Origin of the sequence: Pseudomonas sp. PI1, from assembly GCF_000812405.1 — a bacterium.
In the GTDB taxonomy this organism is placed as follows: Bacteria; Pseudomonadota; Gammaproteobacteria; order Pseudomonadales; family Pseudomonadaceae; genus Pseudomonas; species Pseudomonas citronellolis.
Map to the genome: position 1 here is coordinate 1 of NZ_JWMC01000016.1, position 13,205 is coordinate 13,205.

The 13,205-nt window shown below is 69.3% G+C and carries 12 protein-coding genes; 4 read left to right on the forward strand and 8 right to left on the reverse strand.

Annotated features, from left to right (window positions below; all coding sequences use genetic code 11):
* On the reverse strand, positions 1-822 hold an 822-nt coding region (locus tag RN02_RS07235), incomplete at its 3' end, for an AraC family transcriptional regulator (protein ID WP_043313876.1).
* A 306-nt stretch (positions 823-1,128) separates the two neighbouring features.
* On the opposite strand from RN02_RS07235, the gene RN02_RS07240 reads away from it, so the two are divergent.
* Positions 1,129-1,443 carry an antibiotic biosynthesis monooxygenase family protein gene (locus RN02_RS07240; RefSeq protein ID WP_043313878.1) on the forward strand — a complete coding sequence of 105 codons (315 nt, stop codon included), beginning with the start codon at positions 1,129-1,131 and terminating at the stop codon, positions 1,441-1,443.
* Positions 1,444-1,449: 6 nt separating this feature from the next.
* Here RN02_RS07240 and RN02_RS07245 read toward each other — a convergent pair whose 3' ends face one another.
* The 5 genes from RN02_RS07245 to RN02_RS07265 form a co-directional block, all read right to left on the reverse strand.
* Entirely contained in the window at positions 1,450-3,831 is a 2,382-nt protein-coding gene (locus RN02_RS07245; protein WP_043313880.1) for a TonB-dependent receptor, read from the reverse strand.
* A gap of 400 nt (positions 3,832-4,231) precedes the next feature.
* Positions 4,232-5,155, reverse strand: a complete 924-nt coding sequence (locus tag RN02_RS07250; protein ID WP_043313882.1) for a FecR family protein — start codon at positions 5,153-5,155, stop codon at positions 4,232-4,234.
* A complete protein-coding gene (locus RN02_RS07255) occupies positions 5,152-5,673 on the reverse strand; it encodes a sigma-70 family RNA polymerase sigma factor (protein ID WP_043313883.1) in 522 nt (173 codons plus the stop codon). Before RN02_RS07255 ends, RN02_RS07250 begins: the two co-directional genes overlap by 4 nt.
* 92 nt (positions 5,674-5,765) lie before the next feature.
* Positions 5,766-6,095 (reverse strand): DOPA 4,5-dioxygenase family protein, encoded by a 330-nt coding sequence (locus RN02_RS07260; RefSeq protein ID WP_043313885.1) that lies wholly within the window; start codon positions 6,093-6,095, stop codon positions 5,766-5,768.
* A complete protein-coding gene (locus RN02_RS07265; protein WP_043313887.1) occupies positions 6,092-6,988 on the reverse strand; it encodes a choline sulfate utilization transcriptional regulator in 897 nt (298 codons plus the stop codon). The genes RN02_RS07260 and RN02_RS07265 overlap by 4 nt, the downstream gene beginning before the upstream one ends.
* Before the next feature lie 128 nt (positions 6,989-7,116).
* Between RN02_RS07265 and betC the strand changes: the two genes are divergently transcribed.
* Genes betC through RN02_RS07280 form a run of 3 tightly spaced genes read left to right on the forward strand, consistent with a single transcriptional unit; the run spans position 7,117 to position 11,150 of the window.
* Positions 7,117-8,625: a choline-sulfatase gene (gene betC, locus RN02_RS07270; RefSeq protein ID WP_043313889.1), complete on the forward strand. Its 1,509-nt coding sequence runs from the start codon at positions 7,117-7,119 to the stop codon at positions 8,623-8,625.
* Positions 8,626-8,663: 38 nt separating this feature from the next.
* Entirely contained in the window at positions 8,664-9,587 is a 924-nt protein-coding gene (locus tag RN02_RS07275; protein WP_043313892.1) for a choline ABC transporter substrate-binding protein, read from the forward strand.
* A 6-nt stretch (positions 9,588-9,593) separates the two neighbouring features.
* Entirely contained in the window at positions 9,594-11,150 is a 1,557-nt protein-coding gene (locus tag RN02_RS07280; RefSeq protein ID WP_009614494.1) for a SulP family inorganic anion transporter, read from the forward strand.
* 173 nt (positions 11,151-11,323) lie between these two features.
* Here the strand turns inward: RN02_RS07280 and aroE are convergent, their stop codons facing one another.
* Together aroE and hemF are read right to left on the reverse strand one after the other, a co-directional pair.
* Positions 11,324-12,145: a shikimate dehydrogenase gene (aroE, locus tag RN02_RS07285; protein ID WP_043313894.1), complete on the reverse strand. Its 822-nt coding sequence runs from the start codon at positions 12,143-12,145 to the stop codon at positions 11,324-11,326.
* Between the two features lie 63 nt (positions 12,146-12,208).
* Positions 12,209-13,132, reverse strand: a complete 924-nt coding sequence (gene hemF / locus RN02_RS07290; protein ID WP_043270110.1) for an oxygen-dependent coproporphyrinogen oxidase — start codon at positions 13,130-13,132, stop codon at positions 12,209-12,211.
* Between the last annotated feature and the right edge of the window lie 73 nt (positions 13,133-13,205).

Here is a 13,205-nt window from a genome sequence, read left to right on the forward strand (position 1 = left end):
CCCCCGGGGGGGGCCGCCCCCCGCCACTTCCAGGCCCTCGGAGAGCATCAGCCGGCGCGCCTCCTGCAGGCGCAGCTGCTTCTGGTACTGCAGCGGGCTGAGCGCGGTCACTTCCTTGAAGCGGTGGTGCAGGGTCGAGGGGCTGAGGTTGACCTCGCGGGCCAGGTCGTCGATGCGCAGGGCCTTGTCGAAGTTGCGGTTGAGCCATTCGATGGCGCGGGTCACCCGGTGCGTCTGGCTGTCGGTCATCGCCAGGTCGTGCAGCAGGTGGCCCTGGGGCCCGCGCAGCAGGCGGTAGAGGATTTCGCGGATGTACAGCGGCGCCAGCATGGCGATGTCGCGCGGGCTGTCGAGCAGGCGCATCAGCCGCAGCAGGGCGTCGAGCACCGAGGTGTCCAGGCGCTGCAGGTAGATGCCGCGGCTGGCCGGGCGCGGGGTGCTGCCGGCCAGGCCGGCGTCGGCGATCAGCCGCGTCAGTTCGCCCGGGTCGATGTCCAGGCGCAGCGACAGGTAGGGCTTGTCCGCCGAGGCGTCGACCACCTGGCCGCACACCGGCAAGGTCACCGAGACCACCAGCAGGTTGAGTTCATCGTAGCGGTAGATTTCCGGGCCGACGCGGATTTCCTTGCTGCCCTGGGCGATGACGCACAGCGCCGGGCGGTACAGGGTGGGCATGCGGCCTTCGCTGGGCTGCTCCAGGCGCGCCAGCGACAGCGATTCGACGGCGGTGTCGTGGACGCCGGAGACGCCATTGCAGTGGCGCTCGATGATGTCGGCCAGTTCCTGGCGGCTGGCGGCGACGGGGTCGTGGGGTTGCGACATACGGGGGCCTCCGAGAGTGGCGGCGTCCAGCTTACGCCCGGGCATACGCGGGAAGTGTGACAGGGCGACGGACGCTGGAGGATCGGGCAAGCAATCGGCAGGATCGTACAAGCCGGCCAGCGTGGGAAGCCCCCATCATGCCAGCCAGGCCAGGGAATCCGCCGCTTCGGGCAAGGCGGCGCGGATGACGCAGGATCAGGCAAGAAGCCGACAGCATCCGTCTACCGCCCGCAGACGCCCGTCTCCTACTCTGGCACAACCGGGCCGAGTCCCCATTCCAGCGCCCGGGACAGGAGGAAATCGCTCATGGCCATTCGACAACCGCTCGAACACCACCTGCTGATCCGCTCACGCCCCGGCCACGAGGCCGAGCTGGCGCAGTTGCTCGACCGCCTGATCAGCGCCGCGCACCAGTTGCCCGGTTGCCAGTCCTACGAGGTGCTGCTGCCGGCCACCCGCAGCGACTTCTGGCGCCTGCGCGGCCGCTGGGCCGATGCGCAAAGCCTGCAGGCCTACCTGGAACTGCCGCTGCAACAGCTGCTGGGGGAAATCCTCCAGCACCACGCCCTCAGCCTGCACACCCACCTGGACACGCCGCGCGAGGAATCCCGCGCGGCGTGAGCCCCCTCAGTACTCCATGCGCCAGCCCAGGGTGAAGGTGCGCCCGCGGCCCTGGTAGTCGTACAGGTAGGCCGGCCCGTAGGTCGGCGAGTAGAACAGCATCGCCCGCTGCCCCCACACGGTGCTGTACTCGCGGTCCAGCAGGTTCTGGATGCCCGCGCTGAAGGTGCCGAAGCCCGTCTTGCGTTCCCCCATCAGGTCAAAGGTGGTGTAGCCGTCGATCTCCTGGTCGGCGTCGTCCTTCAGGCTCATGGCGTGGTTGGCCTGCAGGCGCGCGCTGTTCAGCTCATCGTTCCAGCCGACGAAGGCGGTGGCCTTGGACAGCGAGGCGTAGCGCGCGTCGCGCTTGATCCAGTCGCCGTCGGCGTCCTCTTCCTCGGAACGCACCAGGTGCAGGGTGGTGCCGCCCTGCCAGCCGTTCTGGAAGTAGCGCGTCAGCGCGCCCTCGAAGCCGAAGTCGCGGCTCTTCTGGTCGTTGACGTCGATGGTCAGGGTGGCCTGGTCGGTGGTGATCACCTTGTCCGACCAGATGTAGTACACCGCCGTCTGCGCCTGCCAGTCCATGTCCGCGTAGCGCCAGCCCAGCTCGACCTGGCGGCTCTTGATGCCGGCCAGCGGGTTGTCGTCCACCGAGAGCCCGGGCTTGCCGTAGTACTTGGCCGGGTCGGGCAGGTCGAAGCCCTCGCTGTAGTTGCCCCACAGCTGGTGGCCGTTGTGGAAGTCGTAGATGGCGCCGAGGTTGAACAGGTTGACCTGGTAGTCGTTGTTGCCGCCGGGCACGCCCTTGAAGTCGTCGACCTCGACGTCCATCTTCTGGTGCCGCGCGCCGCCGGAGAGGGTCAGGGCGTCGGTCAGCTTGTAGTCCAGCTGGCCGTAGAACGACAGGCCGTCGACCACGTAGCTGGGGTAGCGCGGCGCGCTGCTGGCGGTGCTCAGGTCGAGGCCGCCGCTTTCCGAGGAGATCAGCTGGTCGAAGGTCTTCTGCTCGGCGTTGAAGCGCTCGTGGTCCAGGTCCACGCCGTAGGTGAACTTCAGCTTGTCCCACTGCTTGCTGAACAGGCCCTTGAGGCCGCTGACCTCGAAGTTCTGCTGCGAGGCGGCGAAGTACACGCCGGTGCTGCCGGCCGGCTTGCCGGCGTTGTAGTAGGGGAAGGGGTAGAAGTTGTCGTCTTCCTTGCGGTAGTAGGCCTGCAGGTAGAAGTCCTGGTCCAGCAGGTTGGCGTGGTGGTAGTTGGCGTTGAGCAGCAGGCGGCGCGTCTGCGGCTCCAGGTCGGTGTCCATGCCGCTGCGGATCTGCGCGTCGTCCAGGTCCGAGGGCGCCTTGTAGTTCAGGTGCGGAAAGTAGATGCCGGTGCTGCCGTCGTTGCCCGAGTCGTAGTACTGGGCCAGCAGGTCCAGGCTCTGCTCGTCGGTGAACTGCGCGGTGAGGTTGCCCATGACGTCGATGGTGCGGTTGTACTGCAGGTCGGTCTGGGTGTTGTCGATGAAGATCTGGTTGCCGGCGCCGTCGTAGAAGGCTTCGTTCTTCTCCGCGGATACGCCCAGGCGGCCGCTCAGGCGGTCGCTGCCGCCGCTGACCGACTGGGCCAGGCGGGTGGAGAGGTCGTCGCTGTTGTTGAAGCCGCTGCTGGCGCCCAGCTGGCTTTCGAAGCGGGCATCACCGGGCGCGCCCTTCTTGGTGATGATGTTGATGATGCCGCCGGTGGCGCCGCCGCCGTAGATGGCGCTGGCGCCGGAGAGCACTTCGATGCGCTCGACGTTGAACGGCGAGATGCTGTCGAACTGCCGCGACAGGCCGCGGGAGCTGTTCTGGCTGACGCCGTCGATCATCACCAGCACGTTGCGCCCGCGCATGTTCTGGCCGTAGTTGGTGCGGCCTTCCGGCGCCAGGTCGAGGCCGGGGACCAGCTTGCCCACCGCTTCCTTGAGGCTGACGCCGGTGTCCAGCTGTTCGCGCAGCTGGGCCTGGTCCACCACCCAGACGGTGCCGGGGATGGAGCTGATGTCGGTGGGCGTGCGCGCGGCCACGCTGATCTGCGTCGGCGCCATGCTCAGCGGCTCGCCGCCGGCGGCCTTCTCGCGCTGCAGCAACACGGTGCGCTCGTCGCTGAAGCTCCAGCGCATGCCGCTGCCGGAAAGCAGCTTGTCCAGCGCCTCCTCGCGGCTGTAGCGGCCGTCCAGGCCGGGGCTCTTCAGGCCCTGGACGTCCTCGGAGTTGAACAGCAGGTGCAGCCCGGCCTGGTCGGCGAACTGCGTCAGGGCGCTGTCCAGGCTGCGCGGCGCGATGTGCAGCTCGACGTCCTCGGCAGCCAGGGCCAGGGGGCTGGCGCCGCCGAGCAGGGCGGCGAGGGCCAGGGTGCGGTACAGCGGGGAGGGGCGGTGATGCATGCGGGGGTTTCCGTTCTTGTGGGCAGGGCGCGTTTGTTGGGAATTCTTCGCGTTCATGCCTACGACGAAACGGGGTGGGGGATCTTGCAGTGGGGGAGGTAAAAATTTTTGCGCGGGGTCTGGTTTTGTATTTTGGAGCGAGCTTGCTCGCGAACGGCGCTTGCCGGCAGCTTCGGTGTGTTGGTTTGACGCCGTTCCCTCTCCCCAGCCCTCTCCCTGAAGGGAGAGGGGGCTTGTCCGTGCCGAGAGGAGGAATGGTTTCAGCCAGAAACTTTCGGTGTTGCCGGCTAACTCCAGAACACCCGGCCCTGCCGAACAGTCCCCTCTCCCTTCAGGGAGAGGGTTAGGGAGAGGGCGCTCTTCAGAGCCCGCACCGAACCCAACCGGCGCCATCTAGCCCCTACGAAGAAACCGGCCTAACCACCACCAACCAGGGCAACCGCGTCACCCGCACCGGCTGCAACCGCTGCAACGTCTGCAGCAGCGCATCGGGATCATCCAGATCGAACACCCCGCTCACCCTGTGCCGCCGCAAGCTGGCATCGGTCAGCAGGATGCGCCCCGGCAGGTAGCGCTCCAGTTCCGCCAGCACCTCGCCCAGCGGACGCTGGTTGAAGATCAGCTTGCCGCGCTGCCAGGCGCTGGCGCTGTCCAGGTCCAGCGGCTGCACCGGGCCGGGGGCGGCTTCCCCGCGATAGGCCAGGCGCTCGCCGGCGGCCAGGCGCACCGCCGGTTTGCCGCCGGCCTCCACCCGCACCACGCCCTCGCTGACCGCCACCTGCACTTCCGGGCCGCGGCTGTCGACGTCGAAGCGGGTGCCCACAGCGGTGACTTCGCCGTCGCCGGCGTGCACCACGAAAGGCCGCTGTGCGTCCTTGGCCACTTCGAACAACGCTTCGCCGCCATACAGATGCAGGCTCCGACGGCTGGCGGAGAAGTCCACCGACAGCGCGCTGGCGCTGTTCAGCCAGACGCGGCTGCCGTCGGCCAGCTCGATCATCCGCCGCTCGCCGGTGCGGGTGGCGTAGTCGGCGTACAGGCCCGCCACCGGCGTGGGCAGCGCCAGCGCCACGGCCAGCGCGGCGACACAGGCGGCCGCTGCCACAGCGACGAGGCGGCGCGGGCGCAGCAGGCGGTGGCGGCGCGCCGTGCGGGTGGCCGGCAGGGCGCCCCACAGCGCCTCGGCGCTGCGCGCGGCGCTTTCGTGCTCGGGGCTCTGCGCGCGCCACTGGGCGAACGCGCTGCGGCGGCCGGCCTCGACACGGCCGGAATGCAGTTCCACCAGCCAGTCGATGGCCTGGTTCTCCAGGTCCCGGCGGCTCATGGCTGCGCCTCCCGCTGTTGCAGGTGGTCGCGGCAATGGCGCATGGCCTGGACGATGTACTTGCCCACCATGCTTTCGGAAACGCCGAGGCGGCGGGCGATCTGCGCGTGGGTCAGGCCGTCCAGGCGGTTCATCAGCAGCGCCTGGCGGGCCTTGGGCGGCAGTTGGTCGAGGGCGGCGTCGAGCTGTTCCAGGGCCTCGCGGGCCAGCAGGTTGCGCTCCAGGCCGGCGCCGGGGTCGCTGACCTCGTTGGCCGCCATCTCCTCCACGTGCAGCTCGGCCAGCCGGCCCTCGCGGCGCAGGTTGTCGATGGCCAGGTTGCCGGCCACGCGGAACAGGTAGGCGCGCGGGTCCTGCACTTCGGCTTCCGGGGCCTGGTCGGCCAGGCGCAGCCAGGTGTCCTGGGCGACGTCGGCGGCGCGCTGGTTGTCGCCCAGGCGGCGGGCGAGGAAGCGCAGCAGGTCCGCATAGTGCGCCTGGAAGCTCTGCAGGAGGTGGGAGGAGGCGAAACGCCGCATGATGACCGCGATACCCTGGAATACCGGCCCGCCGTGGGCGGGCCGCCGGTAAAGCGGGCAAGCATACACCGAATCGAGAATCATTATCGAACTCAGCCGAACAGCGACAGGTCCAGCGGCCGCACCGCGCCCATCCAGATGGCGTGGTCGCGGTGGTCGCGCAGGTCGTCGCCGGTGTCCGGGTGGATGAACACCACCAGGCCATCGCGGTGCAGCGCCAGCCAGGGCACCACGGCGGCGAAGGCGTCGTTGCCGAAGGCCAGCTGGCAGCTCCAGTCCGGGTGCGGGCCGACCGGGCGCTGGTGCATGCGGCCCATCTTCACGCCGAACAGGCGCACCGCCTCCTCGCACAGCTGGCGGGCCTGCTCCAGGCTGTCGGCATCGTAGTAGACGTGGGCGTGGTAGCCGTGGATCTCGTTCATGGGTCCTGTTCCAGTTCGGCGCGCAGCCAGTCGACGAAGGGCTGCAGCAGGCGGGCGCGGCGCTTGCGCTCGGGCAGCACGGCGTAATAGCCGTAGCGCGAGGCGGCGCTCTCGCGGATGGGCCGGCACAGTAACCCCTGCTCCAGCAGTTCGTCGACCAGGTGGCGCCAGCCGATGGCCACGCCCTGGCCGGCGATGGCCGCCTGCACCAGCAGCGTGTAGTTGTCGAAGCGTAGCCCGGCAGCCTCCGGCGGGCGCGGCAGCTCCAGGGCGCGGAACAGCCCCGGCCAGTCAAACCAGCGGCTGTGGGCCTCGGGCTTCAGGTGCAGCAGCGGCAGGCGCTGCAGCTCCTCCAGCGGCAGCGGCGCCTGGCGCTCGCCCAGCAGGCGCGGGCTGCACACCGGGAAGACTTCCTCGCCGAACAGCAGCAGCGGCTCGCCATGCTTGAAGCGCCCGTCGCCGAAGGCGATGGCCACGTCCACGTCGCTGCGCAGGCTGCTGGGGCTGCGCTCGCTGCTCAGCAGGCTGACGTCCAGTTCCGGGTGCCGCTGGCGGAAGCGCGGCAGGCGCGGCATCAGCCAGTAGGCGGCGAAGGCGAAGTCGGTGGCCACCTGCAGCACTTCCTGGGTGCGCCGGGCGCTGACCGCCTCGACCCCGGCCTCCAGCTCCGCCAGCCCGGCCTGCACGTGGCGCAGCAGCAACTGGCCGCTTTCCGTCAGAACGATCCCGCGGTGCACCCGGTCGAACAGACGTGTGCCGAGCAGCTTCTCCAGGCGCTTGATCTGCTGGCTCACCGCCGGCTGGCTGCTGCCCAGCTCGGCGGCGGCCGCGGTGAAGCCCTGCTCGCGGGCCGCGCACTCGAACACGCGGAGCAGTTCCAGGGGCAGGCTCATGGGTTCGCTACCCATAAGCTGGCGTTATCCGAAGCATGTATGGCCATGCGGTTTACCCCCTGCCGGCGCGGCGTGACACTGCTGCCACGCACTATTCCATAACAACCGTGCATAGGATAAGCCTCGCCATGCCACGCCCGAACATTCTCTTCATCATGGCCGACCAGATGGCCGCGCCGCTGCTGCCCCTGCACGATGCCGCCTCGCCGATCCGCATGCCCAACCTGATGCGCCTGGCCGAACAGGCCGTGGTGTTCGATTCGGCGTACTGCAATAGCCCGCTGTGCGCGCCCTCGCGCTTCACCCTGGTCAGCGGCCAGCTGCCGACCAAGATCGGCGCCTGGGACAACGCCGCCGACTTCGCCGCCGACGTCCCCACCTACGCCCACCACCTGCGCCGCCTGGGCTACCGCACGGCGCTGTCGGGCAAGATGCACTTCTGCGGCCCGGACCAGCTGCACGGCTACGAGGAACGCCTGACCAGCGACATCTACCCCGCCGACTACGGCTGGGCGGTGAACTGGGACGAGCCGGAAGTGCGCCCCAGCTGGTACCACAACATGTCCTCGGTGCTGCAGGCCGGGCCCTGCGTGCGCACCAACCAGCTGGATTTCGACGACGAGGTGGTGTTCAAGGCGCGCCAGTACCTCTACGACCACGTCCGCGAGCACGCCGAGCAGCCGTTCTGCCTGACCGTCTCCATGACCCACCCCCACGACCCCTACACCATCCCCCGCGAGTACTGGGACCTGTACCGCGACGAGGACATCCCCATGCCCAGCGTGGAACTGGCGCAGCACGAGCAGGACCCGCACTCCCAGCGCCTGCTCAAGGTCATCGACCTGTGGGGCAAGCCGCTGCCGCCGGAGAAGATCCGCGACGCCCGCCGCGCCTACTTCGGCGCCTGCAGCTACGTCGACGCGCAGATCGGCGCGCTGCTCAGGACCCTGGAGGAATGCGACCTGGCCGAGAACACCCTGGTGGTGTTCTCCGGCGACCACGGCGACATGCTTGGCGAGCGCGGCCTCTGGTACAAGATGCACTGGTTCGAGATGGCCGCCCGCGTGCCCCTGCTGATCCACGCCCCGGGCCGTTTCGCCGCGCGCCACGTGGCCGAGTCGGTGTCCACCCTCGACCTGCTGCCGACCCTGGTGGAACTGGCCGGCGGCGAGCTGCCGGCGGAACTGGAGCTGGACGGCCGCTCGCTGCTGCCGCACCTGCGGGGCCAGGGCGGGCACGACGAGGTGATCGGCGAATATACCGCCGAAGGCACCCTCAGCCCGCTGATGATGATCCGCCGCGGCGACTACAAGTTCGTCTATTCCGAACAGGACCCGTGCCTGCTCTACGATCTGAAGAACGACCCGCGCGAGCTGGAGAACCTGGCCGGCTCCGCGGCGCACCGCGAGCTGTTCGACGCCTTCCTGGCCGAGGCCCGGCAGCGTTGGGACATCCCGGCGATCACCGCCCGCGTGCTGGCCAGCCAGCGCCGCCGGCGCTTCGTCGCCGACGCCTTGCAGCGCGGCAGGCTGACCAGCTGGGACCACCAGCCGTTCGTCGATGCCAGCCAGCAGTACATGCGCAACCACATCGACCTGGACGACCTGGAGCGCCGCGCCCGTTACCCCAGACCCTGACCATAAGCACAACCAGAAAAAGCCGAGGGGAGATAAGCATGACCAAGTTAAGTGCATTGCTGCTGGCCACCACCATGGCGCTGGCCGGCCAGGCCGCGCAGGCCGAGGACGAAGCCTGCGCCACGGTGAAACTGGCCGATCCGGGCTGGACCGACATCGCCGTGACCAACGGCGTCGCCAGCTTCCTGCTCGACAGCCTCGGCTACCAGGCCAAGGTCGACACCCTCTCGGTGCCGATCACCTACGGCGGCCTGCGCGACGGCCAGGTGGACGCCTTCCTCGGCAACTGGATGCCGGCGCAGCAGGGCTTCCACGACCAGTTCATCGCCAGCGGCCAGGTCACGCGATTGGCGAAGAACCTGGAGGGCACCGAATTCACCCTCGCCGTGCCGACCTACGTCTATAACGCCGGGGTGAAGAACTTCGCCGACCTGCAGAAGCACGCCGACCAGTTCAACCACAAGGTCTACGGCATCGGCTCGGGCGCGCCGGCCAACCAGTCGATCCAGAAGATGATCGGCGGCAACGAGTTCGGCCTGGGCGACTGGAAGCTGGTGGAGTCCAGCGAACAGGCGATGCTCGCCGAGGTCGGCCGGGCGGTTAAGCGCGAGCGCTGGATCGTCTTCCTCGGCTGGACGCCGCACCCGATGAATGTGAAGTACGACATGAAGTACCTGGCCGGCGGCGACAAGTACTTCGGCAGCACCGGCAGCGTCTACACCGTCACCCGCAACGGCTACGCCCAGCAGTGCCCGAACAGCGCGAAGCTGCTGGCCAACCTGAGCTTCGACCTGAAGATGGAGAACGCCATCATGGCCGAGGTGCTGGAGAAGAACGTGAAGAACGCCGACGCGGTGAAGGCCTGGATCAAGGCCAACCCGCAGGTCCTGGGCAAGTGGCTGGACGGGGTGAAGGCCCGCGACGGCGGCGATGCCCTGGCCGCCGTGCAGGCCAAGCTCTGACCATCGATGGAGCGCCTGTATCGCCTGCTGCCGTTCCTCGCCTGGCTGCCGGGCCTCGGCCCGCGGGCGATGGCGCGGGAAGCCTGGGTCGGCCTGGCCGGCGCGGTGCTGGCCCTGCCGCAGTCCATCGCCTACGCGCTGATCGCCGGGCTGCCGCCGCAGTACGGCCTGTACGCGGCCATGCTGCCGGTGGTGGTGGCCTGCCTGTGGGGCTCATCCAGGCACATGGTCGGCGGGCCCACCGCGGCCATCTCGGTGGTGCTCTACGCCACGGTGGCGCCCCTGGCGCCGCCGGGCAGCGAGACGTTCATCCAGTACGTGCTGCTGCTGACCTTCCTCGCCGGCATCCTGCAATGGGCCCTGGGGGCGATGCGCGCCGGGGTGCTGCTGAACTTCGTCTCGCACTCGGTGATGCTCGGCTTCACCCTGGGCGCGGCGCTGGTCATCGCCCTGGGCCAGTTGCCGTACCTGCTCGGCGTGGAAGTGCACAGCCGCGGCAGCGCCCTGGACGGCACGCGCCTGCTGCTGGCGCGGCTGGGCGAGTGCGAGCCGGCGTCCCTGGCCATCGGCCTGCTCAGCCTGGCGGCGAGCCTGCTGTGCCGCTGGCTGCGGCCGCGCTGGCCGGCGTTGATGTTCGGTCTGCTGGTGGCCAGCCTGACGGTATGGGCGCTGCCCGCGTGGTTCGGCGGCGTGGCGCGGGTGCAGGCCTTCGCCAGCGCGCTGCCGCCGTTCAGCCCGTTGCAGGTCGACGCGGCCGGCATCGCCGCGCTACTGCCCGGCGCACTGGCCTGCGGCCTGCTCGGCCTGGTCACCAGCCTGTCCATCGCCCGCGCCCTGGCCGCGCGCAGCCAGCAGGTGCTGGACGCCAACCAGGAAATCCGCGCCCAGGGCCTGTCCAACCTGGTCGGCCCCTGGTTCTCCGGCAGCCTTTCGGCGGGCTCCTTCACCCGCTCCGGGCTCAACCTCGAAGCCGGCGCGCGCACGCCGCTGGCCGGGGTCTTCTCCGCCGCCTGGGTCGCCGTGCTGGCAGTGGCCGGCGCCGGGCTGATCACCCACATCCCGCTGCCGGCCATGGCCGGCGGCATCCTGCTGATCGCCTGGGGCCTGGTCGACCGCCCGGCCCTGCGCGCCCTCTGGCGCGGCAGCCGCAGCGAGTTCGCGGTGATGGCCCTGACCGCCGCGGCGACTTTGCTGCTGCCGCTGCAGAACGCCATCTACCTGGGCGTGCTGGCCTCGCTGCTGCTCTACCTGCGGCGCACCTCGCAGCCGCGGGTGGAACGCTGGCAGGCCAGCGAGGAGGAAGTGCTGCGGGTGGAAGGCTCGATCTTCTTCGGCGCCTGCGACTACCTGCAGCGCCTGATCCAGGCCAGCCAGGGCCGGCGCCTGGTGCTGGATGCCAGGCACGTGAATTTCATCGACTTCGCCGGGGCGCACATGTTGCAACAGGAAGCCCGCCGGCTGGCCGGCGAAGGGCGACATCTGGTGCTGCGCCACGCGCGGCCGAGGGTGCGTGAGGAGCTGGCGAAGCAGATCGGTGAAGGCGCGGTTTTGCAGGTGGAGTAGGGAAGCGGCGAGGTGCTTTTCGTAGGATGGGTTGAGCTTGCGAAACCCATGCGGTTGCGGTGATGGGTATCGCTTCGCTCAACACCATCCTACGGGGGCATTGTGTTTGCCGGGAGGCGTAGGAGCGGACTCCGTCCGCGATTTATTCGCCCAGCGCACGGGGCATCCGGCGCTCAACCCGCCAATTGCCGCCGCAGTTCGTCCAGCACCGGCCGCGAATCCGGCCGCACCCCGCGCCACAGCACGAAGGCCTCCGCCGCCTGCTCCACCAGCATGCCCAGGCCATCGATGCAGCGCGCCGCGCCATGCTCGGCGGCCCAGCGGTTGAAGGCGGTCGGCTCCTTGCCGTACATCATGTCGTAGCAGACGGTGTGCCCCGGGCGGATCAGCGCCGCGTCGATGGGCGGCAGCTCGCCGGCCAGGCTGGCCGAGGTGCCGTTGACGATCAGGTCGAAGGGTTCGTCGCGCAGGTCGAAGCCGCCGGCGCGCACCGTGCCCAGGTCGGCGAACTCGCGGGCCAGCTGCTCGGCCTTGGCCGCGGTGCGGTTGAGCACCACCAGCGCCGCCGGGCCCTCGGCCAGGAAGGGTTCGAGGATGCCGCGCACCGCGCCGCCGGCGCCCAGCACCAGCACGCGGCGGCCCTTGAGCGCCACGCCATTGTTCACCACCAGGTCGCGGGTCAGGCCGGCGCCATCGGTGTTGTCGCCCAGCAGGCGGCCGTCGTCGAGTCTCTTCAGGGTGTTCACCGCACCGGCGCGGCGGGCGCGCTCGGTGAGCTCACCGCACAGGCGGTAGGCGTCTTCCTTGAAGGGCACGGTGACGTTGGCGCCCAGGCCCTCGGCGAAGAACGCGCGGGCGGCCCCGGCGAAGTCGTCCAGCGGCGCCAGCTGGGCGTCGTAGGTGAGCGCCTGGCCGGTCTGCTCGGCGAACAGGCGATGGATCAGCGGCGACTTGCTGTGGCCGATGGGGTTGCCGAAGACGCAATAACGATTCATAGGCTTTTTGAGCTGGAAGCTGGAAGCTGGAAGCTTGAGGCTTTTTTCTTCCGGCTTCCAGCTTCAGGCTTCCGGCTTCAACCCCAACCAATCGCGATCCTGGAGGAAATACTCGGTCAGCCGCGCCTCTTCGCTGCCCGGCTCGGGCTTCCAGTCGTAGCCCCAGCGCACCTGCGGCGGCAGCGACATGAGGATCGACTCGGTGCGCCCGCCGGACTGCAGGCCGAACAGGGTGCCACGGTCGTAGACCAGGTTGAACTCCACGTAGCGGCCGCGGCGGAACTCCTGGAACTCGCGCTGCTGCTCGGTCCAGGCCTGGGCCTTGCGCTTGCGCACGATGGGCAGGTAGGCCTCGATGTAGGCGTCGCCGATGGCGCGCAGGAAGGCGAAGCTGGTGTCGAAGTCCCATTGGTTCAGGTCGTCGAAGAACAGGCCGCCGATGCCGCGCGGCTCGTTGCGGTGCTTGAGGTGGAAGTAGCGGTCGCACCATTCCTTGTAGCGCGGGTAGACGTCCTCGCCGAAAGGCGCGCAGGCCTCGCGGGCGACCTTGTGCCAGTGCACACAGTCTTCCTCGTGGGCGTAGTAGGGCGTCAGGTCGAAGCCGCCGCCGAACCACCACACCGGCTCCTCGCCTTCCTTCTCGGCGATGAAGAAGCGCACGTTGGCATGGGAAGTCGGCACGTGCGGGTTGCGCGGGTGGATCACCAGCGACACGCCCAGGGCCTGGAAGCCGCGCCCGGCCAGTTCCGGGCGGTGCGCGCTGGCCGATGGCGGCAGGCCGGCGCCGAACACGTGGGAGAAGTTCACCCCGCCCTTCTCGATCAGCGCGCCATCGCCGATCACCCGGGTGCGGCCACCGCCGCCGGCCGGACGCTCCCAGGCGTCCTCGATGAAGCGGGCGCCGCCGTCCTCGGCTTCGAGGGCGGAGCAGATGCGGTCTTGCAGGTCGAGCAGGTAGGCCTTCACGGCCTGGATAGGGTCGGTCACGGGATCACCTTGGAGCGGGAAAGCCTTGCGGCGCTTGGGCTGCAGGCCGGGAGAGGAGCGCAAGCATAGCATT